Raw genomic sequence first — 23,451 nt, forward strand, 5'->3', positions numbered from 1 at the left:
GAAAGTACCTTCCACGAAGATGGATACGTAACATGTTGTTGCAGAGTCTGTTTCAGTGCTGTCGGATGACGGTCCGGTAGGTCGCGGGCGAGATCCGGTGCCTGGCGCCGAACAGGCGCCGGAAATGCCGTGTGTCGGTGTAACCACACGCGGCGGCGATCTCGTCGATGCTCCGGTCGGTCGTCGAGAGCAGCGCCTCGGCATGCGACATCCGCAGTTCCTGCTGATATTTCAACGGCGTGGTCCCGGTGGCTTCGGCGAAGGCCCGGCTGAGCCCGCGGCGACAGATGCACTGCCGCACCGAGGGATTCGAGGGTGTGCGGCGACCCGAAGTCGGTTGTCAGAATGTCCTGGACCCGATGCACCGCCGGATTCAGATGGTCACGGTGGGCCAGGAACGGGCTCATCGGCGCGGCGGATCCGTTGCGGCGCACGAACACCACGAGCTCACCCGCGACCGCCGCGGCCAGCGCCGGTCCGTGCCGCAACTCCAGCAACGACAGCGCCAGATCGATACCGGAGGCGATTCCCGCGCTGGTACTCACCCGCCCGTCGTGGACGAACAGCACATCGTCGACCACCTGCGCGGTCGGATACCGCTGCCGCATCGCGGCGAGCACACTCCGATGACTGGTGCAGGTCCGTCCGTCGAGCAACCCCGCCTCACCGAGCACGAGCGCGCCGGTGCAGATCGACGCCAGATGCGCACCCGCGCCGAAGGCGGCCCGCACCCAGTCGAGCACCTCCGGCGGGACCGGTCCGGTATCCGTGGCGCGATAGCCGCTGAGGTCCGGACCGGCGATCACCACCAGATCGTCGGCGCCGACCGGCATGAGCTCCCCGAGCCCGCACAACCCGAGCCCCTGCGCGCTGACCGTCGCGCGCTCCCCGCCGACGAAACTCAGCGCGTAATCCGCACCCGCATGCGCCGCGGCCGAGAACACCTGCGCGGGACCGGACAGATCCAGCAGGTTGACCTTCGGCAGAACCAGGAACACGACGTTCACACACTCGACCGTATCCAGCGTGAACGGTCACGGTAAGGCCCGATCACGCACATCGACCGGACGGATCCGGCAGTCCGCACACCGGGTTCGACATGCCGGCCGGGTCAGGTGGTGCGCGACAGTATCGCCAGCAGCAGTTCGGCGCGCACGCGAGCGAGGTTCAGATCGCAGTCGATGATCGACCCGATCGCGCCGATCCGGTTGCGCATGGTGTGCCGGTGTACGCCGAGGGCGGTCGCCGCCGACTCCCAGTGGCCGTTGGCCTCGAGGAAGGCGCGCAGGGATCCGAAGAGTTCGGTGCCGTGCACCCGGTCGTGCTCGATCAGCGGGTCCAGGACGGCGGTGGCGACCGTGTCGAGGACGGCCCTGGTGGTCGCGGAGGCCAGCAGGGCCGTACCGGTCGCCGGACCGAATTCCAGTGGCGCGTCGCCGAGGGCGGCGGCCGAGGCGGCCAGCGTCGCGGCGTCGACGGCCTCGGTCACCTGCGCGAGGGGATGTGGTGCGCTGAGCCCGATCCGGATTCGCTGCCGCAGCGGGCCGCGCAACCGATCGGACAGGCGGTGTGCGAATGCCGGTGCGCCCTGCGCCGGTAGCGCCACGATCGTCCGCTGCGGTGCCACCGCGATGAACCGGGGCAGGTCGGTTCGCTCGAGTACGTCGGCGATCTCGCGTCCGGCGTCGGCCGCATCGGCGTCGGACACGCAGCGCACCACCATGATTCGGATCCGGCCGTGTGCGTCGGCGGCCGCGGCGAGCTGATCCCGGGCAGGCGAGGACTCTCCGGCCGAGCCGAGGACGAGCTCGAAAGCCTGGGTGTTCAACGACTGTTGTATCGACTCGAGCCGGGCGGTCTTCGCGAATTCCAGCGCGAGCAGCGAGACCGCGTGCCCGAGCAGGATGCGGCCGATATTGCTGAGCGGCGCCGCGGTGACCGCGACCAGCCGGCCGTATCGCTTGCGCCCCACCGCGATCTGCTGCCAGGTGACGGTCCCGCCCGCGGGATCGGTGGATACGCCGCTGTCGGCGGAGATTTCGGCGGGAAGGTCCGGAACCGCTTCCGGCGGAGCGGAATACCGGACCGTACCCGCGCGGTCCAGCATCACGATCGTGCCGCCGAGGGAGCCGGCCAGTTCCCGGACGACCGCGGGCGCGCCACCGGCGACCACGGCCCGGGTCATGCGGGGCTGCGCCCGGGAGGCCTGCACGGCTTCCTCGTACCGCAGTTCCGCCAGTCGCTCGGAGACACGCTTGATGACGGCCGCGAACGGTGTCGGCAGGGGCACCTCGAGCAGCGGCAGGCCGATCCGGTCGGCGGTCCGGATCAGATCGCCGGGGATCTCCGGATGGGACAGGCCGATGCCGAATCCGAGCCCCGCCACGCCGCAGGCCTGCAATCCCCGCAGGTAGGCGGTGCGGCCCTGCCACGAACCGGGCAGACGCAAGCCGGTCGTCAGCACCAGCTCACCACCGGACAGCCAGGGGAAGGGTTTACCGAGTTCCGTGGTCAGCACCAGGTCGATCTCGTGATCCAGGCCCTGGTCGCCGCCGCGCAGTCGCAGCGCCAGATCGGCCTGGGCCAGCACCCAGCGCAGGGAGACCGCCGGTGTCATCGGCGCCGCACGCCGTTCGTCCGGGCCCCGGCGGCCGCGATTGGACGAAATGGCGAATCCATGGCAGCAGATTGTACAGATCGGCCCTGTCGCAGGTCGGCGTGCGGGCACAGACTTCGGTTGTCGAATCCGAATCCGAATCCGAGGGGAGCCCACCGATGACGTACTCAGGGCAGCGACTGCCGCAGAAACGCTCACTCGTCACCGCGCTGCCCGGTCCCCGATCCGAGGCGCTGACCGCCCGCCGGGACCGGGTGGTGGCCGCCGGAGTCGGTTCCTCGGTGCCGGTGTACGCGGCCGACGCCGACGGCGGTGTCATCGTCGACGTCGACGGCAATTCGCTGATCGATCTCGGTTCGGGTATCGCCGTGACCGGTGTCGGCGCCTCCCATCCGGCGGTCGCGGCCGCCATCGCCGAGCAGGCCGCGCGGTTCACCCACACCTGTTTCATGGTCACCCCCTACGAGGGCTATGTCCGGGTCGCCGAGGAACTGGCGGAGTTGACGCCCGGCGATCACGCCAAGCGCACCGCGCTGTTCAACTCCGGCGCCGAGGCGGTCGAGAACGCGATCAAGGTGGCGCGGCTCGCGACGGGCCGCAGCGCGGTGGTGGCCTTCGACCACGCCTACCACGGCCGGACCAACCTCACGCTGGCGCTGACCGCGAAGGCGATGCCGTACAAGGCGCACTTCGGGCCGTTCGCACCCGATATCCATCGGGTGCCGATGTCGTACCCGTATCGCGACCCCGCCGGGCTGACCGGCGCGCAGGCCGCGGCGCGGGCCATCGAGCAGATCGAACGGCAGATCGGCGCCGATTCCGTGGCCGCGGTGGTCATCGAACCGATCCAGGGGGAAGGCGGTTTCATCGTGCCGGCGCCGGGATTCCTTCCGGCACTGGCGGATTGGGCCACGGCGCACGGTGTGGTCTTCATCGCCGACGAGGTGCAGACCGGTCTCGCCCGGACCGGCGCCTGGTTCGCCAGTGCGCACGAGGGTGTCGTGCCCGACATCGTCACGATGGCGAAGGGGATCGCCGGCGGGATGCCGCTGGCGGCGATCACCGGCCGCGCGGAACTGCTCGACGCGGTGCACGCCGGCGGCCTCGGCGGCACCTACGGCGGAAATCCCGTCGCCTGCGCCGCGGCCCTGGCGACGCTGGAGGTGATGCGCACGGAGGATCTGCCGGCGCGAGCGCGGCGGATCGAGGAGATCGCGCGGCCGCGACTGTCCGCCCTGGCCGGCGAGCTGGCGGTGGTGGGCGACGTCCGTGGCCGCGGCGCGATGCTGGCCCTCGAACTGGTCGAGCCCGGCGGCGCCGATCCCGCCCCCGCACTGGCGAAAACGGTGGCCGCCGAAGCGCTTTCGCACGGAGTGGTCGTGCTCACCTGCGGCAGTTACGGCAACGTGATCCGCCTGCTCCCCCCGCTGGTGATCGGCGACGACCTGCTGTCCGACGGACTGGATGTGCTCGCGCAGGCGCTGCGCACCCACGGCCGCTGAGATCTACCGACCCGGAAGGGAATCGACGAATGTCCGATCTGACCGCCCTGTCGACCACGGTGCCCACCGGACTGTGGCTGGCCGGAGAACAGCTGCCCGCCGGCTCCGGAAAGACCTTCCCCGTCCACAATCCCGCGACGGGCGAGGTCTTGGCGGAGGTCGCGGACGCGGGTCCCGGCGACGGCCGGCGGGCACTGGACGCGGCGGCCCGCGCCCAGGCGGACTGGGCCGCGACCCCGGCCCGCGACCGCGCCGAAATCCTGCGCCGGGCATGGGAATCGGTGATCGCGGCGCGCGACGACTTCGCCATGCTGATGACCCTGGAGATGGGTAAGCCGCTCGCCGAGTCCCACGGCGAGGTCACCTACGGCGCCGAATTCCTGCGCTGGTTCGCCGAGGAGGCGGTCCGCGTGCACGGCCGGTACGCGCGGTCGCCCTCGGGCACCGGCCGGATCCTCGTCACCAGGCAACCGGTCGGCCCGGTGCTCGCGATCATCCCGTGGAACTTCCCGCTGGCCATGGGAACTCGCAAGATCGCGCCGGCGCTGGCGGCCGGCTGCACCATGGTGCTGAAGCCCGCCCCGGAGACGCCGCTGACCATGCTGCTGTTCGGGCAGGTGCTCGCCGACGCGGGCCTGCCGCCCGGCGTGCTGTCGATCCTGCCCACCTCCGATGCCGCCGGCCTGACCGATCCGCTGTTCGGCGATGCCCGGCTGCGGAAGATCACCTTCACCGGCTCCACACCGGTCGGAAAACTGTTGCAGGCCAAGGCCGCCGACCGGATGCTGCGCAGTTCGATGGAACTCGGTGGCAACGCGCCGTTCGTCGTGTTCGACGACGCCGACATCGAATCCGCCGTCGCCGGAGCGATGCTCGCCAAGATGCGCAATCTGGGTGAGGCGTGCACCGCGGCCAACCGCTTCCACGTCGACAATCGCGTCCGCGCGGAATTCACTGCGCGGCTGACGGATTCGATGAAGGCGCTGACGCTGGGCCCGGGATACGAACCCGGCGCTCAGGTCGGTCCGCTGATCAGTGCGAAGCAGCGCGACATCGTCGCCGAACTGGTCGACGATGCCGTCGCGAAGGGCGCCGTCGTGACCACCGGTGGCGCCCGCACCGGAAACGTCGGCTACTACTTCGAGCCGACCGTACTCGCCGACGTGCCCGCGAACGCGCGGATCCTCCGGGAGGAGATCTTCGGCCCGGTCGCGGCCGTCACCGGCTTCGACGGCGAACAGGAAGGTATCGCCGCGGCCAACGACACCGAATTCGGCCTGGCCGCCTACATCTACACCGCCGGCCTCGAACGCGCGCTGCGGGTCGCCGAGCAGCTGGAATCGGGAATGGTCGGCATCAACCGGGGTGTGATCTCCGATGTCGCCGCCCCCTTCGGCGGCGTGAAGGAATCCGGTCTGGGCAGGGAAGGCGGGGTCGAGGGTATCGACGAATACCTGGAGACCAAATACCTCGCGCTGCCGTGACCGCGGCGCCGGAGACCGGATCGGCCCAGTGGAGTTCGGCCGGATTGGTTCTTCTCTGCGCCACCGGCCCTCGATAACGTGCTGTCGTACAGCAGGACTCGGCACCCGGGGCCGGTGCCACGGCGGAGGACTCCACGGAATCACTTGTGAAAATCATCGAAACACCCACGATGGGTGCGACTCCCGCCCGCGACGCGGCGTGGACCTTCTATCGGGAGACGTTCGCCGAGATCAATACTCTTGCGGCACAACGTCATCTGATGCGCCACGACGAGTTCACCGAAGTCATGACCGACGGCCGGATCACCAAATACGTACTGTCGGAAGAGAACGACGCCCTGCTCGGACTGGGCACGTCGACGAACGATCTGAGCGCCTGGCCGCTCATCTCACCCGCCTATTTCGAGCGGATGTATCCGGAGCAGTACGCGGCGGGGAAGCTGTGGTACATCGGCTTCATCGGCGTCCGGGACGGTGTGCGCGGCGGGTTCGCGGCCATGCTGGAGGCGATGTCGGCGCCTCAGCGCCGGGTGGCGGGTGTCGCGCTGATGGACTACTGCGCGTTCAACTTCGGCGAGCGCGATGTGCACTCGATCTCGCTACGGCTGCTCGAACGCTACAGCGCACCGCGGCCCCGGATCGTCGACACCCAGACCTTCGTCGCCTACGACTTCGGGGAGCGCTGATGCCGGGCCGGCCGGACCACCACGGCGTGGACGCGATGACCTTCGGCATGGAACTCATCCTCGATCTCGACGGATGCGATCCGGCCGCGATCGGCGACGCCGACACGATCCGGGGCTATGCCCGCGAGTTGGTCGAGCTGATCGGCATGAAAGCCTACGGCGAGCCGATCATCGAGCACTTCGGTCACGACGACCCGGTCACCTCCGGCTACACCCTGGTGCAGCTCATCGAGACCTCCAGTGTCGTCGGGCATTTCAGCGAGCACCTGGGCCGGGCATACCTGAACATCTTCTCCTGCCGGCGTTTCGACGCCGAGACGGCGCTGCGCTTCACCGCGGACTGGTTCGGGTCGCACGGGGCTCGCCAGACCATCATCGTCCGTTAGGAATACGGGCGCCGATCGCGATGGCGATCTTGCCGCGGGCCTGTCCGGCCTCGAGCACACGCACGGCCTCCGGCGCTCGGTCCAGCGGGTAGGTGGCGCCGACGGCCGGGGCGAGTTCGCCGGAAACGATCAGTCCGCGAAGGGTTTCCAGGTCGGCGCGGCCGGGCACGGCGACGATCGCGGTCAGCCGCTGCCGCACGAACGGTGACAGCGCCAGCGCGTGCAGCGTGCGGCCCATGCCGAGCACCTGGCCGCCACCCTCGCCACCGACGACGACGAGCGTGCCGCGCGGGGTGAGCGCCCGCCGCAGCCGGGCGAAGCGGCTGCGGCCGCCGATGTCCACGATCAGGTCGTAGCGCTGCCCGGAGTCGGCGAAATCGGTGGTGGTGTAGTCGATCACGTCGTCGGCGCCGAGCGACCGGACCAGATCCGCCTTGGCCGTACTGCATACACCGGTGACCCGGGCGCCGGACGCCTTGGCCAGTTGCACCGCATACGAACCCACGCCGCCGGACGCGCCGAGCACCAGGACGTGCTGACCGGGTCGCACCCGGCCGGCGATGCGCACGGCGCGCAGGGCCGTGACCCCGGAGACCGCGACGACGGCGGCCTGCGCGAAGCCCAGCCCGGCCGGTTTGTGCACGAGTTTGTCCTCGCCGGCGACCGCGTACTCCGCGAACGAGCCACGGCCGACGCCGAACACCTCGTCGCCGACGGCGAACCTGGTCACCTTCGCGCCGACGGCGGCGACCGTGCCCGCGACATCCATCCCGGCGACCCGGTTGCGCGGTCTGCCGAGGGCCAGCCGCGCCGCATACGGCTTTCCCGTCATCAGATGCCAGACGCCCCGGTCGAGACCGGCGGCCGCGACCTCCACCAGCACCTCGCCGTCCGCGACGGCGGGCCTGCCGACCTCGGCCGTCCGCAGTACGGCGGCCGAGCCGTAGCCGTTCTGCACAACCGCCCGCATGACCTCGCTCCGACCCGGATTCCCCATCGATCCCATTACCGAACCTCCAGACTTACTAAGTACGACGTACTTAGTACGGTACAGTGACCGGGGCAGATGTCAATCACAATTTCCGGCCGAGAGGTGAGAGGAGCAGAGTGGAACGGATACCGCTGTCCCGGGAACGGGTGCTCGGCGAGGCGATCGCGATCGCGGACGAATCCGGCATCGAGGGGCTGACCATGCGCTCCCTCGCCACGAGGCTCGGCGCCAAACCGATGTCGCTGTATCACCATGTCGCGAACAAGGAAGCCATCATCGACGGCATCATCGACGTCGTCTTCGCCGAGATCGAACTGCCGCCGGAGGACACCGACTGGCGCACCGCGCTACGGCAACGCGCGCACTCGGCACGCGCGGTCCTGCGCCGGCACCCGTGGGCCACCCCGTTCATGGAGTCGCGGTCCCATCCCGGCCCCGCGACCCTGCGCCATCACGACGCGGTGTTGAAGACCTTGCGCCGCAACGGTTTCCCGCTCGCACTGGCCGGGCACGCCTACTCCCTGCTGGACTGCTATATCTACGGATTCGCCCTGGAGGAGGCCGCGCTGCCGTTCACCCCCCGCACCCTGGACGACGCCATGACCGGTTTCATGGACCAGTTCCGGCCCGACGAGTACCCGTATCTGGTCGAATTCGCGATGCAGCACGTGATGCGACCGGGATACGACTACGCCGACGAATTCGACTTCGGGCTGGAACTGATCCTCGACGGCCTGGCGCGCGCGGCCCAGCGCGCGGAATGAGGCCGTTGCGCCCCAACGGTTGTCAGAACGGCATCCGGGCCGCGATCGCCTCGAGACGGTCGACCGTCGTCGTCATGTCGGCGGCGCCCTGGATGTAGAGCAGGACGTGGTCGGCCCCGGCGTCGAGATGTTCGTGGATACGCGCGGCGATGGCGTCGCCGTCGCCGTAGGCGATGATCGCGTCGATCACCCGCGGGCTGCTCTCCCGAATCTCCTTCTCGCCGTAGCCGAGTCGCAGTAGCTGGCGGTTGTAGGGGGAATCGAGCGGATCCACGCCGGCCCGCTGGGCCGCGGCCAGCGCCGCGGCGCGGGCGGCGAATGCGGTCTCCCGGGCCCGCGCGGGGTCGGTGTCGACGACGACGTGCTGCTCGGGGATGACCAATTTCCCGGGCCCGAGAATCTCCCGGGCCCGGCGCGTGGCGGCCACCGGTCCCGCGAACGGCAGTGTGCCGTCGGCCCGTTCGCCCGCCAGCGCCGTCATCCGCGGGCCGTTGGCGCCGAGCAACCGGGGCCAGGTGGCCCGCACGATCGCGCCGGAGTCGCCGCGCTCGAGCGGTGCGGAGTCCATCTCGTCGAGATATTCCCGGCTGCGCGCCAGCGGCCGGGAGAAATCGCGCCCGCCGACCGTCGGCCGCGTGACGTATCCGTGGCCGATACCGAGGGCGAACCGGCCCGGATACGCCTCGGCGAGCGTGTCCGCGCCGGCGCGCATGGTGCTGCCCGGCCGGCTCCACAGATTGGCGACGCCGGATCCGACCACGATCCGCTCGGTCGCGGCCAGCCAGATGCCCAGCAGGGCGAAGATGTCCCGCCCGTAGGACTCACCGGTCCAGACCGAGCCGTACCCCAGGCGTTCGATGCGGGCCACCTCGCGGCGCTGTACGGCCGCCGGAGCCGTGGCGGTGACCGCGTTGAGGATCCATACCCCCACCTTCCCGAGCCGTTCCCGGGTTTCGGCGAGGTGGGTGGTTTCGAGGCGACTGGTCTCGGTCATGACGGTCTCCGGTCCGGCGTCGGCAATAAAGCGGGGAGTGTCCCCGTTTCCGCTGCGGTACGGTACCGGGGATACTCCCCACTTGTCGAATCGAGCCCATGACCGCATCCGACCCGAATCCATCGCCCCGCCGCACCGATGCGCGGCGCAACCGACTGGCACTCATCGCCGCCGCCGCCGAGGTGTTCGCCGCCCAGGGCGCGAACGCCGCGCTGGACACCATCGCGCGCGCGGCCGGGGTCGGCAACGCCACGATGTACCGCCACTTCCCCACCCGTGACGCCATGATCGAGGCGGTCCTCGCCGAGCGCTACCGCGAACTGGCCACGCACGCCGAGGAACTCGCGCACGCCGAGGCCGCCGATACCGCGCTGTTCACCTGGCTGGCCGAATTCGTCGCCTACATCCAGACGTTCCGCGGATTGTCCGAACTCGTGCTGGCCACCCTGCGCGACCACGACTCGGCGCTGTACGCCTCGTGTAAAGCCATGCGTACCAGCGCGGCCGAGCTGCTCACCCGCGCGCAGCGAACCGGCGCCGTCCGGGCCGATATCGACGCCTCGGATCTGTTCACCCACGCCGCCGGAATAGCCTGGGCCGCCCAGCACACCCCCACCGGCGATCCGGACCGCACCGCGCGCCTGCTCGGCGTGCTGGCCGACGGCCTGCGCCACCCCGAAAGCCGCTCCCCGCAACCACATTCGACATTCGTCCCATGAAACACCCTGTCCACGGTGTGCTTCCGGAGCGGAGCGCGATCCGCCCGTTGTTCGCGCCCGCGATACACTGTTTCACCGGGGCCGGGCCGAGCGGCTCGCGGCGGGTGCGCGGTCGCGCCCATATGTATTGCCCGAGAACATGATCAACACATCGGCGCGGCGTTCCGCCGGAGTGGACAATGGCACGAACCGGTCGCCATCTTACTTCCCGGTATCACCGCAAAGTCATACCGCAGGGGCTACGGTATGCCGATGTTCAAGCCGCGTATCGGTGTCCGTACCCGCATACTCGTGATCGCGTTCGTGCCGAGTGTGGCGCTCCTCGGCATCGGCGCCGGCACCGCCGGATATCTGTACGTGGAGAGCCGGAACGCGCACGACTGGCTGGCCGTGCTGTCGCGCACCACCGGGATGGGCGCGCCGCTGGTGGACTCGTTCCAGCAGGAACGCATGCAGTCCCTCTGGCACGAGACGGGACAGGGCGATCCGGCCGCGCTGGCGCAGGCCCGGACCGAAGTGGACCAGTCGCTGCGGGCGGTGGCGCCGATCCAGCAGATGGCCAACGCCAACGCCTACGGCAAACGCAACTACGCCTCCGACGGTTTCAATCAGCTCACCACCGCACTGCCACAGCTGCGCGGCGCGATCGATGCCGATGCGATGCCGATCGACAACGTGTACAACATCTTCAATCAGGTGCTCGACGGCATCGTCACCAGTAGCGACGCGGTGGTGAAGGACGCCCCCAACACCGCGACCAGCCTGCAGATGGTGACCGGGTTGCGCGTGCTGATGACCCTCGAGAGCCTGTCCCGCAGCATCGCGCTGACCGGCGTCGTCCTCAACGGCGAAACCCTCTCCCCCGCACTGCTGGCCGACTACCGCAACCAGGTCGGTTTCTACCGCACCGAACTGCCGCGCCTGGCCACCCAGATGTCGCAGTCCGACGCCGCGGTCGTCAAGTCGATCATCGCGTCGCCGTCCTGGCAGCAGCTCGGGGCCATGGAGGATTACGCGCTGCGCCTGCCGACGACGAAATCCGGTGCGGTACTGCCCCCTCCGGTCCCGCTGGCGGATTGGCACTCGGCCGGCACCGATATCGGCAACCGAGTGCTCGAGCTGTGGAAGGCCGGAAGTGTGCAGAGCAACCGGGCCGCACTGGACGCGGTGAACCGGACCTCCAACAACGCGGCGCTGGCCGGCGGTGGCGCGCTGGCGATCGCGGTGGCCGCCTTCCTGATCGCGCTGGTGCTGGCCAATCGCCTCATCGGCCGGCTGCAACTGTTGCGGACCCAGACGCTGGCCCTGGCGGAGGAGCAGTTGCCCAACGTCACCCGCCGGCTGGCCGCGGGCGAGCAACTGAACACCGAGACCTTGTCCGCGACCCTGGATTTCGGCACCGACGAGGTGGGACAGGTCGCGCGCGCCTTCACCCAGGCGCACAACGCGGCGGTCGACGCGGCGGTCACCGAGACCCGCACCCGTGAGGGTGTGCGGGCGGTGTTCCTGAACATCGCGCACCGCAGCCAGATCGTGGTGCACCGCCTGCTGGAGATCCTCGACGAGGCCGAGTCGCGGCAGGAGGATCCGGCCATGCTGGACACCCTGTTCCGGATGGATCACCTCGCCACCCGCGAGCGCCGCAACGCCGAGAACCTCATCATCCTCGGCGGCGGGCAGCCCGGCCGGCAGTGGCGGCGGCCGGTGCCGCTGGTCGAACTGGTCCGCAGCGCGGTCGGCGAAACCCTCGACTACGCCCGGGTGCAGACCGCCCGGATGCCGGACACGCATGTGATCGGCGCCGTGGTGGCCGACCTCATCCATCTGCTGGCGGAACTCGTCGACAACGCCACCGCCTTCTCCCCGCCGGAATCCCGGGTCTCCGTGACCGGCGCGGTCGTCGGCCGCGGAGTCGTGGTCGAGATCTCCGATCAGGGTATGGGCATGCAGGTCGCGGATATGCAGCGGGCGAACGAGATGCTGAGCAACCCACCGGATTTCGGTGTCGGATCGCTGTCGGAGGATTCCCGGCTCGGGCTGTTCGTGGTGGCCCAGCTGGCCGGTCGGCACGGTATCTCCGTGCGGCTGAGCGAATCCGATTACGGCGGGGTCCGGGCCATCGTGCTGATCCCCACCACACTGGTGGCCGCCGCCGACAGCCGGGTCGACCATCTGCCGGACCGGTTCACCCGGATTCCGGACCCGCCCCGGACCGGCGAATTCCCCTCCCTGGCCGGTGCGGACCGGCCGGCCGCCCCGCTGACCGCCGGTGCCCGGCCGCAGGCGCCGTACCCGTTGGCGCGCAACGACTCCGCGCCCATGCGGACCGGCTTCGCGACCCGGCCGCCGTTGCCGCACCGCAGCAAGCAGGCCAATCTCGCACCGGAACTGTCGCGCGAGTGGACCTCGGAAACCACCGCACCCGATCAGCACACAGCGGAACAGACCCGAGATCTGTTCACCGCCATCGACAGTGGCACACGGCAGGGCCGCGGGGAGATCTCGGCGCCCCCCGCCGGAGAACAGGATGGCGAAGGTGACTTCTTCCGACGCAGGTGAGCTCAACTGGCTGCTCGACGATCTCGTCGAGCGTCTGGCGGATGTCCGGTTCGCGGTGGTGCATTCCACCGACGGCCTGCTGCTGGGCCGCTGCTCATCACTGAATCGCGAAGACGCGGAACACTTCTCGGCGATGTCGTCGACGCTGTACGGCCTGGCGCGCAGTGCCGGCCACCGGTTCGACGGCGGTGGGGTGCGGCAGGCGGTGATCGAGCTGGACCGGGCCGTCCTCTTCGTCACCTCCGCCGGCACGAACGCGTGTATCGCGCTGCAGGCCAGCGTGAACGCCAATATCGGTATGGTGGCCTACGAGATGAACCTGACGGTGTCGCGGGTCGGCGCGCATCTGTCGGCCGATGCCCGCAACGGACGGTCCGAGCACGCGGAGCCCCGGAGGCCATGACCCATTTCGGTGAACCGTGGTACGACGACGAGGCGGGTCCGCTGGTCCGCCCGTACGCGGTCACGCGCGGCCGTACCCTCGGCTCCGGCCGGGAACTGGACATGCTGACGGTGGTGCTGACGAAGCGGACGGGCCCGCCGCTGCGGCGGCCCGAGCCCGAATATCCGGAAATTCTGCGGCTGTGCCGGGGGCCGCTGTCGGTGGCCGAGGTGTCGGCGATGCTGCGATTGCCGTTGGCGGTGACCAAGATCCTCGTCGGGGATCTGATCGGCGACGGACATCTGGACTTCCGCCCGCCCGCCCGCACCGGCGCGGGTCCCGCCGATCTGACGACGCTGCGCGCGGTACTCGACGGAATCCGGCGGCTGTAGCACAAGGACCGACCGAGGAAGGACCGCCGTCCGATGATGACTCCGACCCGCACCACCGGCACCGAACGAGAACTGCTCGAGAGCACCCTCGACTGGGCGCGCGCCGATCTCGTCGACACGGTGCGCGGACTGTCCGACCTCGACGCCCGGCGCCGGCTGGTGCCCTCGCTCACCACTCCCCTCGCGCTGATCAAACACGCCACCTTCGCGCAGCGAATGTGGTTCCAGCGCACGCTCGGACGGCTCGACGAAGCCGAATGCGACGGTCCGCTGTGGGAGCATCGCGGTTTCGAGGTCGATGCCGACGAGACCGTGGCCGGGGTGATCGCGGGATTCGAGAACGCCAGTGCGCGAGCCAGGTCCATCGCGGCCGGCATCGATCTGGACGAGACCCGCGAGCATCCGCGGATGGGGGTCGTCAGCCTGCGGTGGATCTATCTGTTCATGATCGCGGAATTCGCCCGGCACGCTGGGCACGGCGACATCCTGCGCGAGCAGATCGAGGCCGCGGGCCCGGAGGTATCGGGGAGGTCACAGTAAGATCGGCAGCAGCGTTCCGGATGGGGCGGTAGCAGCAGATTTTTCCGGAGGAAGGACTCCCGATGACGTCTGGGATCACCGAAGACACCCCGCCCGCGGAGACCCCTGCGCAGCCGCCCACGCGCGCAGAGCAATTGCGCGCGGTGGGGACACTGATCAAGTCGGGTGGCCTGAAACCGCTTGCCGCCCATGTGTACGGCCAGCAGAAGACCGCCGCGAAGAACACCATGTACAAGTACCTCGGCAAGGGTGTCATGGCCGGGACGGCCGCGTTGTACCGCGTCCTGCTGCCGGCGGTGCCCGCACCCGGCGAAGGGGCGGTGCGCGACCGGCTGATCGAGCTGGTCGAGCAGCACGCGGCGGTCATCCAGACCGCGCCGCTGAGCAAGGTGGCGCTGACCTGGATCGCGGCCGGCGCCCCGGCCGAGCCCAGTGCGGAGCTGACCAAGTCCGCCATGTTCCGCATGGGCCTGAACTATCACTACCGGCAGCCGTTCGAGGAGCTGTTCGCGACGGAGGAGGGCCGCGCGGCGCTCGGCGGCGACAATGTGCCCGCCGCGGTCGCGCAGCTGGTCGGTCCGGTCGCGTACGGCCGGCTGGTCGGCGCCGCGCGCACCACCCACGACGATCATGTGCGCATCGTCGACGAATTCCTCGCCGCCCACCGGGATCCGGCGGCGGAATCGGGCGAAACGCCCGTGGATCAACCGGACTGAACCCGCCGGGACCGGAAAACGTGTCCCGCGTATCACCGTCGATACGAGAGGCCACCATGCGGATAGCAACCGTCCTGCACGCCGGTGTCGCAGTCACCGGGATCGCCCTGGCGGGCATCGCCGCCGTGCCGACCGCGGCCGCGGCGCCGCTACCGGCGGCACCGGATGTCGCGCCGGTGCCGCCCGGCGGTCTCGTGACGAGTTTCCTGCACAATCAGCTGGTCTACTGCTCGATCATCTGCCCGCTGCTCGCGCAGACCGGCACCACCATCGCGGTCACCGTGCAGCAGGCGCCCGGAACATTCGGCGCCGCACGGCAATCGGGCGCCGATCCGATGCGTGCGTTCGGCGTCGCCGCCGCATCGGTCACCGGGCCCACGCGGGTCGCGGCGCAGGAGTCGATCGTCGCCGACGGCACGGAAGTGGCGCCGCGAGCGTTGAACGCGTTCGAGGTCGGCGTGGTCGGACTGCTCGACATCGGCGGCGCCGCCGCGGGTGGGCCACCCGCGATCGATGCGGCCGCCCGGACCGCCCGCGCGGACACCTTCGCCGCCCTCAACGCACCCATCGTGCCCGACCCCCCGCCCCTGGCCGTGCCGCACGACGCCACGCAGGTCGCCGTGGTGGCGGCGATCGACGTCGGCGCCGCGGTCATCTTCCCGGCCTTCAACGAGGTGCTGTCCGGCGCGTTCGAGACCACCGACGCCGCGGCCCAGGAACTGGCGGCGACCGGCGACCCCGGCCGGGCGGTCGCCGCGGGCGCCGACACCGCCACCGCCGTGCGGACGGCGGCCGGCGCGATCGTCACGGACGCGATCGCCGGCGCGAACGACCGGATCCGCGCGGCCGGCGGGCAATCCCGGTCCGCCGCCGGGTAGCGGCCGCTCAGCGCCTGCGGTCGTACACGACCGCGATCTCGCCGTGCTCGCCGGATTCCCGGCCGGTGAGCTGCCACTGCGAGCCGGGCAGGCCGTCGGTGAACAGATGCGCTCCGCCACCGGCGATTTCGGGGGTGATCAGCAGATACAGCCGGTCGATCAGATCCGCGGCGAGCAGATCCTTGGTGACGGCGGAAGGGCTGGTGTTGACGAGGATCTCGCCCTCGCCGTCGGCCTTCAGTTCGGTGATCACCTCGGCGGCAGGCGCGTTCGCGAGGCGGGTGCGTTCCCACGGCGCCTCGGTCAAGGTGGTGGAGAAGACGACCTTGTCGGTGTCGACCAGCCACTTCGCGTAGGCCCGGTCGCGGGGATCGGCGTTGTCGTCCGCGGCGACCGTCGGCCAGAATCCGAGGAAACCCTCGGCGTTCCTGCGGCCGAGGACGGCGGTCGTCGCGTTCGCGTGGATGCGGGCGAGGTGGTTCCGGGCGACCTCGGTGGTGGCGTAGGGGACGATCGCGGCGACATCGGCGGGGCCGCCGGGGCCGTGGTACCGGCCGTCGAGGGTGAGGGCGATGTTGGCGGTCACGGTGCGAGTCATGCTTCCACTTCCTTGTTTTCGATGAGCCGGACGAGATTGTCGAGAACCTGGCCCCAGCCGATTTCGATACCGGTGATGAAGGCGGCCGCCTCGACGGTGGTGTCGGTGACGGTGAGATCGAGCAGCAGCGTGGTGCCGCCCGCCTGTCCGGTGAGGGTCAGGTCGTAGCGGCCGGTGAACAACACCGCGCCTGCCGCGTCGAGCACCGACAGGTCGAAGGCGAGATGCCCCGGTTCGTCGGCGGTGTGCACCCGGCCCGCGGAGCGGTACCGCTCTTCCGCGTCGCGGTAGTCGAGGATCACCCGGCCACCCGGCACCGGCTCGATCACGCATTCGGTGATCGTCATCGACGGTGGGGCCCACCAGGTTTCGAGCAGCGCCGGATCGATCCAGTACTGCCAGACCGCTTCCGGTGGCGCCGTCAGTTCCCGCTCGGCGGTGATACGGCGCCCGTCGGCCCACCGAGGCCGGTCCGCGCGTGCGGTGTCGGCGTCGACGGCGGCGCGGTAGCGGGTGAGGACATCACGCTCGTCGGCGCCGGCCCGGATGGTCTCGACCAGATCCCGCAATCGCGCTCGAGGAGCTCGAGCGGCCCGGCCTCGACGGCCGCGATGCGCCGCTGCCCGAGCGGTGACACCGTCACCAGGCCCGCGCGGGCGAGGGTTTGCAGGTGTTTGGTGGTCTTGTCAAGGAATATCTCGACGAGCCCCTCAGCGGATCAGCGGTACGCCGGTCGGCGGCGGTGCTCCCCCGTGCTGCACGATGCGTTGGGCCATGCGCGGATGTGCCAGTACCGCAGGCGGTTCGACCAGATTCACGACCCGCAGGAAGGTGCGGGCCACCCGGGGGTCGAGATGTGCGGCGCGGTGGGTGCGGGCCAGATAGGCGTTGGTGAATCGGGTACGGAGCGTGCGGGTTCCGGCGACGCCGGGATGCGCGAGGTCGGCGGCCGAGGCCAATTGCCAGGCGGCGGTGACGCATTCGGTGGCCGTGGCGTAGAAGCGGGACGGCAGTTCGGTGTCGTCGGCGCTCAGGCAGTCGCGCAGTGCCAGCGCCTGCTGCGCGGCGACGGTCATGCCCTGGGCGTACAGGGGATTGAAACTGCACAGGGCGTCGCCGACGACCAGGAATCCGGCCGGGGCGGTGAGGCGGTCGAATCTGCGGCGGACCGAGCTGCGGAAGCGGTACGGGGCCGGATCCGCCGAAGGCGCACCGGCGCAGACGATGTCGTACAGGTCGGAGGTCGGCAGGCTCGCGGCGAACTGCGCGAATCCGCGCGGATCCGTCGGTGGATGGTCGCCCAGCATGCCCGCGAGGGTGACCTGCCAGCGGTCGCCCTCGACCCGGATCGCTCCCCCGCCGCGGCCGTCGGCCCCGGCGGAGACCACGACGGCGCTGTGCCCGCCCAGCTGGCCGGGACGATGCCGGAAGAATCCGGAGGCGTAGCCGAGGTCGACCTCGCGGCGCTGCTCGTGCGGCGGCCGGGCGCCGAGGTCCAGCAGCCATTCCGCGGCGCGCGAGGCCCGGCCGGTGGCGTCCACCACGAGATCCGCGGCGACGGTGGACTTCTCGCCGTCGGCGGAGATGTGCACGCCCGTCACCCGGCGGCCGTCGCCGGTCAGCCCGCGCGCGACGGTGCGCTCCCGCCATCGCACCCCGGGGCGGGACAGGACATGCTCGCGCAGAACCGATTCCAGGACCGGGCGGGTGGCCAGCACCGAGGTGAGCCCGGTCGCGGTGGGCGCGACCCGCAGACCACCCGCGTACCAGCGGGTTCCGACGAGCACCTCCGAGACGGTGGCGCCCCGGGCCGCCATCTCGGAGGTGAAGGTGGGGATCAGCTGTTCGATGGCGGTACGCCCCCGGTCGAGCAGGCCGTGGATGTGCCGCGCCTGCGGCACCCCGCGGCGCAGCTCGCATCCGTCGACGGTGTCGCGTTCCAGGACGGTCACGCGGGAAAAGCGTTCCGACAGCACCCGTGCCGTCAGCAGGCCGGCCACCCCGGCGCCGAGCACGACCGCATGGCGGTCGCCGCTCACAGGGTTACCGGCAGCGACGCGATGCCGCGATGGATGAGGCTGGGCTGATATTCGACGCTGTCGACGACCGGCACCGGCCGAGGTGCCCGCTCGAGCAGGGTCCGGATCGCGGTCTCGGCCTCGAGCCGCGCCAGCGGCGCGCCGACGCAGAAGTGGACGCCGAGGCTGAAGCCGAGATGTTTACGCGCGGGCCGGTTTCCGGCGTAGCGGGTGACGTCGAAGGTGTCGGCGTTCGCGAACACCCGCTCGTCGCGGCCGGCCGATCCGGTGAGCACCACGACGCCGTCGCCGCGGCGGAACTGCTTGCCGCCCACCTCGGTATCGGCCAGCGCCACCCGGATGGTGAACTGGGTCGGCGCGTCGTAGCGCAACATCTCGTCCAGCGCCGGGGCGATCAGCTCCGGCCGGCTGCGCAGCAGTTCCCACTGGTCCGGATTGCGCAGCAGCGCGTGGATTCCGTTGCCGATCAGGTTGATCGAGGTCTCCATCCCGGCCACCAGCAGCAACAGCGCCAGGCCGATGATCTCCGCCTCGGTGAGATGGTCACCGTCGGCGATGAGCTGACCCAGCAGATCCGTGGTCGGCTCGGCCCGCTTGCGCGCGACCAGTTCGCCGAAGTAGGCCATGCACGCGCCGGCCGCGGTCGCGCGCTCGGTGACATCGGCGGGTTCGAGCAGCCAGTCGGGATCGGTGCCGCGGGCGATGGCCAGCTGCCAGCGTCGGAATTCCGCGCCGCGGTTCGGATCCGCGCCGAGCAGCCGCACCGGGATCATTGCCACCGCCAGCGGAACCGCGAGATCGTGGAGGATGTCCAGCCCGCCGCGCGCCAGCCCCTTCGACACCAGATCGTCGACGACCCGGCCCGCGAGCGGGGTCAGCTCGGCGATCGTCTTCGGGGTGAACGCCTTCGCGACCAGTTTGCGGTATCGGCCGTGATCGGGCGGATCCATCCGCACGAACGAGCCCGGAATGGCCGCCGTCGCATCGCGGAACGGGCTGATGCCGGCGGAATAGCCGTGGCCCCAGTCGGATCCGGTGAGGACGGCGGCGCATTCCTCGTAGCGGGTGACGAGGGTGACGGGTACGTCGCCGAACCGGTACGGCAGCAGCGCCGCCGCGTCCCGCAACCGCCGATACGCCGGATACGGATCGGCGTGGATGCCGGGATCGAAGGGATCGAGGGTGAGATCGGCAGGGGTTGTGCTGCTCATCGGGACCGGACCTCCACCAGCAGTCGGGACATGCCGCGTACTACCACGTTCGGGCGGTACGGGGGTTCTTCGCACAGGGTCAGCGTGGCCACGCGCTCGGCGAAACAGCCGAGCACGGCCTGCATTTCGAGCCGGGCCAGCGGCGCGCCCAGGCAGTAGTGCAGGCCCAGGCCGAAGGACAGATGCCGTTGCGTGCCGCGGTCGGGCAGGTAGCGGGTGATGTCGAAGCGGTCGGGGTCGGCGAAGGCCGCCCCGTCCCGGTTCGCCGAGCCCATCATCACGATCACCGCGTCGCCGGGGGCGAATGTCGTTCCGCCGACCTCGATTTCGGCGTGCGCGGTGCGGGTGGTCAGATGGACCGGCGGGTCGTACCGCAGGACCTCGTCCACCGCGGGGGCGCAGAGGGTGGCGGGATCGGCTCGCAGCCGGTCGAATTCCGCGGGATGGCGGATCAGCGCGAGCACCCCGTTGGCGATCAGGTTCACCGTGGTCTCGTGGCCCGCGACCACCAGGATCAGCAGTGTGCCGAGCAGTTCGGTAGGGGTCAGCCGGGCGCCCTCGGCCTCGGCGCGCACCAGCGCGCTGATCAGGTCGGCGCGCGGACTGCGCGCGCGCTGCCGCAGCAGATCCCCGAAGAATTCCTCGAATTCCCGGACCGCGCGGGAGCGGGCCGCCAATTCCTCCGGCGCCAGCAGGAAATCGGGATCCAGGCCGCGGGAGATCGCCGCGGACATGTCCCGGACATGTTCGTGACATTCCGCCGGAACGCCGAGCAATTCGCAGATCATGGTGAGCGGCAGCGGATAAGCCAATTCCTCGATGAGATCGGCCCGGTCCCGCGAGCGGATGCCGTCCACGAGCCCGGCCGCCAATTCCTCGGCGCGGTCGCGCAGTCCGGCCACGGTGCGGGCGGTGAACGCCTGCCCGACCAGGCCGCGCAGCCGGGTGTGCTCCGGCGGCTCCTGCCACAGGAACGAGCCGGGCAGCTCCACGTCGCTGTCCCCGTGCAGCAGCTGGGGTTCCTCCGCGTGGCTCCAGCGCGCGTCCTGCAGGATCGCGCGGGCCTCGGCATACCCGGCGACCAGCCGGGCATCGTGCGGGCCGGGCACGAACGGCCCGGCCGCCCGCAGGATCCGGTAGCTGTCGTAGGGGTTGTGCCGGCTGTGCGGTGCGACGCTGTCGACCACCGCCGTCAGCACCGTGTCGGATTCCTGCACTGTGGCACCGTCGGAACTCACCGAGCGACTCCTGCCGAGGACATGGGATGAAATATCGGGCGAATTCGAATTCGCCCGGCACGTTGGCGGCAACCGTGGCCGCCGGGCACCATCGTGCGGCATCCGGGGTTCGCGCACGGTCCGCGATCGCGGATTTCTATCGCGTCATCGCGGTGCGCTTTATCGCCCGGGAGAATTGCCCGATCGACATCGATTATCGCCGGGCGTAGTTAAGAATCCGTTCAGGGCACGGTCACCCGGCGCTGTTGTCGTGAGCACCATGAATTCGTCGGAATCGGACGGGACGCTGCCGAGTCGCCTCGCCGGGATCGCGGAAGAGCGGCCGGACGTCTCGGCCACGTTCTGGTCACTGCGGCAGTCACTGAGCTACGCCGATCTGCACGCCCGCGCCGTCGAGGCGGCGGCCACGCTGGTCCGCCGCGGTGTGCGCCGCGGCGAGCCGGTCGGCATCCTGAGCCCCAACGCGCCGGAATTCCTCATCGGCCTGTTCGCGGTGACCGCGGCCGGTGGCGCCGCGGCGCCGCTGCCGCTGCCCAGCGGCGCGCAGCAGTTGCGTTCCTACCCACAGCGATTGGCGGCCATCGCCGCGGCGGCGGGGATGCGGTCGATCCTGGTGTCGCCGCGGCTGGCCGGGCCGGTGGCCGCGCTGACGGGCACGGTGGACGTCGAATTCATCGATACCACAACGCTGTTCGAGGACGGCGATCCGGTGACGCTGCCCCGGATCGGTCCGGACGATCCGGCGATCGTGCAGTTCACCTCCGGCAGTACGTCCGCGCCGAAAGGTGTACTGCTGACCCATCGCAACGCGCTCGCGGGCCTGGCGGCGATCCGGCAGGGCATCGCGCTGGATCGCACCGATCAGGGCGGGTTCTGGCTGCCGCTGTTCCACGATATGGGCCTGTTCGGCACGCTGTCGGCGATCCTGCGCGGCATTCCGGCGCATCTGTGGTCGCCGACGGCCTTCGTCAAGGATCCGGCCCGCTGGCTGCGGGAATTCGCCGAGGCGAAGGTCACGATCACCGCGATGCCCAGTTTCGGCTATCAGGCGCTGCTGGACGCGGTGCCGGCGGAGCGGGCCGCCGATCACGATCTGCGGCACTGGCGGATCGCCTTCAACGGCGCGGAACCGATCTCGCAGGCGGTCGTGCGGGAATTCTGCGCGCGCTTCGGCCCGGCCGGGTTCGCGCCGACGGCGATGTTCGGCGTGTACGGCATGGCCGAGGCGACCCTCGCGGTGACTTTCCCACCGCTGCACCGGGAACCGCATTTCGAATGGGTGGATCGCGAGCCGCTGAGCCGGTCCGGATACGCCGTGACCGTGCCGCCGGGATCGCCCGGCGCGCGGCCGATCGCCGGCGTCGGCTATCCCGTGGCCGGCATGCGACTGCGCCTGGTGGACACCGAATCCGGGTGCGACGTCCTCGACGGCAGCGTCGGCGAGATCCTGCTGCGCGGCGATTCGGTCACCGGCGGCTATCTCACCGCCGACCCGGACGTCGCCGACCGGCTGTTCACCGGCGGCTGGCTGCGCACCGGCGATCTCGGATATCGCCGGGAGGGTGAGCTGTTCATCACCGGCCGGCACAAGGAGATGATCACCGTCCGGGGCGAGAACCACTACGCGCTGGATGTGGAGGCCGCCGTCGAGGGTCTCGACGGCATCTACCGCGGCCGCTGTATCGCCGTCGCCGATCCCGAACACGACGCGATGGCCGTCATCGTCGAAACCGACTGCGCCGGAATCGAAGCCGACGCGCTGACCGCGGCGGTCCGGGCCCGGATCGCCGCGGAACTCGGACTGGCCGACGTGCAGGTGTACCCGGTGCCGCCGCGCACCATCCCGCGCACCTCGAGCGGCAAGCTGCAACGCCTGGCCGCCCGCGAGCTCATCACGAACGGCAGTGTCGCCCTTCCCCTTTCGTAGTCGATTCATCAGCAGCAGAAACCGGAGTGTCCCCCGTGCACAGCTTCGACGTCTTCCGCCACTACGAGCGGCTGCATTGGACAGTGGCCGACCTCGCCCTCGACACCGTCGATCCCTCCCTCGTCGAGCCCGAATACATCACGCTCGCCAAGAGCGCCTCTATGGGTGAGTCGAATGTGATCGCCGCCGTGCACGGATTCCTCGACGAATTCGTCGACGACTACGATTTCTCCACCTTCGCGGTCGTGTGGGGTCATCAGGAGGTCCAGCACCACTACGCGTTCCGGTCCTGGCTCGCCGCGATCGGCGAGAGCGTGGACGACGCGGTGGTAGGCGCGATGCGGGCGCCCTACGCGCCGGGCACCACCCCGTCGGCGACGCTGGCCACCAACATCATCTCCGAGCTCACGGTCAATCACGTGTACCGCGCGGTCTCGCAGTGGGTCAACGAGCCGATCCTGAAGAACCTGCTGCTCAACGCGAGTCGCGACGAGGCCGGGCACGCGAGGGAATTCATCCACTACACCACCGAGCGGCTGGCCCGCCGGCCGGAGGAACTGCCGTCGGTGCTCGAGACCCTCTACGTGTACAGCTCCGAGGCGCGGATCAAACATCCGGTGAGCACGTTCAAGAGCGGTATCGCCGAACTCGGCGACCACGAGACGATCGACACCGGCTTCGAGCTGTTCCTGGAGAAGATCGCCGCCACGGGCGAACTGGAGGTGCTGCACGACAAGGTGCGCCGCACCTTCGCCGGGATCACCGGCCTGGATCTGTCCAGCAATGCCAAGGTGCGCCGGGCGCTGGCCGAAGCGATCTCCTGAGCCG

At 70.1% G+C, this 23,451-nt stretch carries 23 protein-coding genes and 1 pseudogene; 14 read left to right on the top strand and 10 right to left on the bottom strand.

Annotation, left to right across the window (positions count from 1 at the left end):
- Window positions 1-52: 52 nt before the first annotated feature.
- The 3 genes and pseudogenes from G361_RS50285 to G361_RS0112065 all read right to left on the bottom strand — a co-directional run bounded on the left by G361_RS50285 (window position 53) and on the right by G361_RS0112065 (window position 2,617).
- Window positions 53-301, bottom strand: a complete 249-nt coding sequence (locus G361_RS50285) for a helix-turn-helix domain-containing protein (protein WP_019927336.1) — start codon at window positions 299-301, stop codon at window positions 53-55.
- 247 nt (window positions 302-548) lie between these two features.
- Window positions 549-1,007, bottom strand: a pseudogene (locus tag G361_RS51790) (DJ-1/PfpI family protein); the annotation flags it as partial.
- Window positions 1,008-1,111: 104 nt separating this feature from the next.
- The gene (locus G361_RS0112065; protein WP_019927338.1) at window positions 1,112-2,617 is read right to left on the bottom strand and encodes a PucR family transcriptional regulator; all 1,506 of its coding nucleotides are present in this window, start codon (window positions 2,615-2,617) and stop codon (window positions 1,112-1,114) included.
- Between the two features lie 158 nt (window positions 2,618-2,775).
- Here G361_RS0112065 and gabT point away from each other — a divergent pair, with 158 nt between their 5' ends.
- The 4 genes from gabT to G361_RS43305 all read left to right on the top strand — a co-directional run bounded on the left by gabT (window position 2,776) and on the right by G361_RS43305 (window position 6,675).
- The gene (gabT, locus tag G361_RS0112070) at window positions 2,776-4,119 is read left to right on the top strand and encodes a 4-aminobutyrate--2-oxoglutarate transaminase (protein ID WP_019927339.1); all 1,344 of its coding nucleotides are present in this window, start codon (window positions 2,776-2,778) and stop codon (window positions 4,117-4,119) included.
- A gap of 29 nt (window positions 4,120-4,148) precedes the next feature.
- On the top strand, window positions 4,149-5,603 hold the full coding sequence (locus G361_RS0112075) for an NAD-dependent succinate-semialdehyde dehydrogenase (protein ID WP_019927340.1): 1,455 nt from the start codon (window positions 4,149-4,151) through the stop codon (window positions 5,601-5,603).
- Between the two features lie 146 nt (window positions 5,604-5,749).
- On the top strand, window positions 5,750-6,289 hold the full coding sequence (locus tag G361_RS43300) for a hypothetical protein (RefSeq protein WP_155981416.1): 540 nt from the start codon (window positions 5,750-5,752) through the stop codon (window positions 6,287-6,289).
- Window positions 6,289-6,675, top strand: coding sequence for an S-adenosylmethionine decarboxylase family protein (locus G361_RS43305; protein ID WP_019927342.1), 387 nt, complete (start codon window positions 6,289-6,291; stop codon window positions 6,673-6,675). Before G361_RS43300 ends, G361_RS43305 begins: the two co-directional genes overlap by 1 nt.
- On the opposite strand, the gene G361_RS0112090 is transcribed toward G361_RS43305, so the two are convergent.
- The gene (locus G361_RS0112090; protein WP_019927343.1) at window positions 6,662-7,645 is read right to left on the bottom strand and encodes an NAD(P)-dependent alcohol dehydrogenase; all 984 of its coding nucleotides are present in this window, start codon (window positions 7,643-7,645) and stop codon (window positions 6,662-6,664) included. The genes G361_RS43305 and G361_RS0112090 overlap by 14 nt on opposite strands.
- Window positions 7,646-7,782: 137 nt before the next feature.
- Here G361_RS0112090 and G361_RS0112095 point away from each other — a divergent pair, with 137 nt between their 5' ends.
- On the top strand, window positions 7,783-8,430 hold the full coding sequence (locus tag G361_RS0112095; RefSeq protein WP_019927344.1) for a TetR/AcrR family transcriptional regulator: 648 nt from the start codon (window positions 7,783-7,785) through the stop codon (window positions 8,428-8,430).
- A gap of 22 nt (window positions 8,431-8,452) precedes the next feature.
- On the opposite strand, the gene G361_RS0112100 is transcribed toward G361_RS0112095, so the two are convergent.
- Window positions 8,453-9,424 carry a TIGR03620 family F420-dependent LLM class oxidoreductase gene (locus G361_RS0112100; RefSeq protein WP_019927345.1) on the bottom strand — a complete coding sequence of 324 codons (972 nt, stop codon included), beginning with the start codon at window positions 9,422-9,424 and terminating at the stop codon, window positions 8,453-8,455.
- A gap of 98 nt (window positions 9,425-9,522) precedes the next feature.
- On the opposite strand from G361_RS0112100, the gene G361_RS43310 reads away from it, so the two are divergent.
- The 7 genes from G361_RS43310 (at window position 9,523) to G361_RS43320 (ending at window position 15,610) form a co-directional block, all read left to right on the top strand.
- Window positions 9,523-10,143 (top strand): TetR/AcrR family transcriptional regulator, encoded by a 621-nt coding sequence (locus G361_RS43310; protein ID WP_019927346.1) that lies wholly within the window; start codon window positions 9,523-9,525, stop codon window positions 10,141-10,143.
- 252 nt (window positions 10,144-10,395) lie between these two features.
- Window positions 10,396-12,702 (top strand): nitrate- and nitrite sensing domain-containing protein, encoded by a 2,307-nt coding sequence (locus G361_RS0112110; RefSeq protein WP_036494988.1) that lies wholly within the window; start codon window positions 10,396-10,398, stop codon window positions 12,700-12,702.
- Entirely contained in the window at window positions 12,680-13,105 is a 426-nt protein-coding gene (locus tag G361_RS0112115) for a roadblock/LC7 domain-containing protein (RefSeq protein WP_019927347.1), read from the top strand. The genes G361_RS0112110 and G361_RS0112115 overlap by 23 nt, the downstream gene beginning before the upstream one ends.
- A complete protein-coding gene (locus tag G361_RS0112120) occupies window positions 13,102-13,476 on the top strand; it encodes a DUF742 domain-containing protein (RefSeq protein ID WP_019927348.1) in 375 nt (124 codons plus the stop codon). Before G361_RS0112115 ends, G361_RS0112120 begins: the two co-directional genes overlap by 4 nt.
- A gap of 33 nt (window positions 13,477-13,509) precedes the next feature.
- Complete coding sequence (locus G361_RS0112125; RefSeq protein ID WP_019927349.1) at window positions 13,510-14,016, top strand: DinB family protein; 507 nt, start codon at window positions 13,510-13,512, stop codon at window positions 14,014-14,016.
- Window positions 14,017-14,078: 62 nt separating this feature from the next.
- Window positions 14,079-14,732: a hypothetical protein gene (locus G361_RS43315; protein WP_155981418.1), complete on the top strand. Its 654-nt coding sequence runs from the start codon at window positions 14,079-14,081 to the stop codon at window positions 14,730-14,732.
- A 56-nt stretch (window positions 14,733-14,788) separates the two neighbouring features.
- The gene (locus G361_RS43320) at window positions 14,789-15,610 is read left to right on the top strand and encodes a hypothetical protein (protein WP_019927351.1); all 822 of its coding nucleotides are present in this window, start codon (window positions 14,789-14,791) and stop codon (window positions 15,608-15,610) included.
- A gap of 7 nt (window positions 15,611-15,617) precedes the next feature.
- Here G361_RS43320 and G361_RS0112140 read toward each other — a convergent pair whose 3' ends face one another.
- The 5 genes from G361_RS0112140 to G361_RS0112160 form a co-directional block, all read right to left on the bottom strand.
- The gene (locus G361_RS0112140; RefSeq protein ID WP_019927352.1) at window positions 15,618-16,208 is read right to left on the bottom strand and encodes a dihydrofolate reductase family protein; all 591 of its coding nucleotides are present in this window, start codon (window positions 16,206-16,208) and stop codon (window positions 15,618-15,620) included.
- The gene (locus tag G361_RS43325; protein ID WP_019927353.1) at window positions 16,205-16,777 is read right to left on the bottom strand and encodes an SRPBCC domain-containing protein; all 573 of its coding nucleotides are present in this window, start codon (window positions 16,775-16,777) and stop codon (window positions 16,205-16,207) included. Before G361_RS43325 ends, G361_RS0112140 begins: the two co-directional genes overlap by 4 nt.
- A 141-nt stretch (window positions 16,778-16,918) precedes the next feature.
- Window positions 16,919-18,247, bottom strand: coding sequence for an NAD(P)/FAD-dependent oxidoreductase (locus tag G361_RS0112150; RefSeq protein ID WP_019927354.1), 1,329 nt, complete (start codon window positions 18,245-18,247; stop codon window positions 16,919-16,921).
- Window positions 18,244-19,458 (bottom strand): cytochrome P450, encoded by a 1,215-nt coding sequence (locus G361_RS0112155; protein ID WP_019927355.1) that lies wholly within the window; start codon window positions 19,456-19,458, stop codon window positions 18,244-18,246. Before G361_RS0112155 ends, G361_RS0112150 begins: the two co-directional genes overlap by 4 nt.
- On the bottom strand, window positions 19,455-20,696 hold the full coding sequence (locus tag G361_RS0112160; RefSeq protein ID WP_019927356.1) for a cytochrome P450: 1,242 nt from the start codon (window positions 20,694-20,696) through the stop codon (window positions 19,455-19,457). Before G361_RS0112160 ends, G361_RS0112155 begins: the two co-directional genes overlap by 4 nt.
- 259 nt (window positions 20,697-20,955) lie before the next feature.
- Here G361_RS0112160 and G361_RS0112170 point away from each other — a divergent pair, with 259 nt between their 5' ends.
- Together G361_RS0112170 and G361_RS0112175 are read left to right on the top strand one after the other, a co-directional pair.
- Window positions 20,956-22,623 carry an AMP-binding protein gene (locus G361_RS0112170; protein WP_026342960.1) on the top strand — a complete coding sequence of 556 codons (1,668 nt, stop codon included), beginning with the start codon at window positions 20,956-20,958 and terminating at the stop codon, window positions 22,621-22,623.
- 35 nt (window positions 22,624-22,658) lie between these two features.
- Window positions 22,659-23,447 carry a ferritin-like domain-containing protein gene (locus tag G361_RS0112175; RefSeq protein WP_019927359.1) on the top strand — a complete coding sequence of 263 codons (789 nt, stop codon included), beginning with the start codon at window positions 22,659-22,661 and terminating at the stop codon, window positions 23,445-23,447.
- Window positions 23,448-23,451 lie beyond the last annotated feature (4 nt).

Origin of the sequence: Nocardia sp. BMG111209, assembly GCF_000381925.1 — a bacterium.
Taxonomy (GTDB): domain Bacteria; phylum Actinomycetota; class Actinomycetes; order Mycobacteriales; family Mycobacteriaceae; genus Nocardia.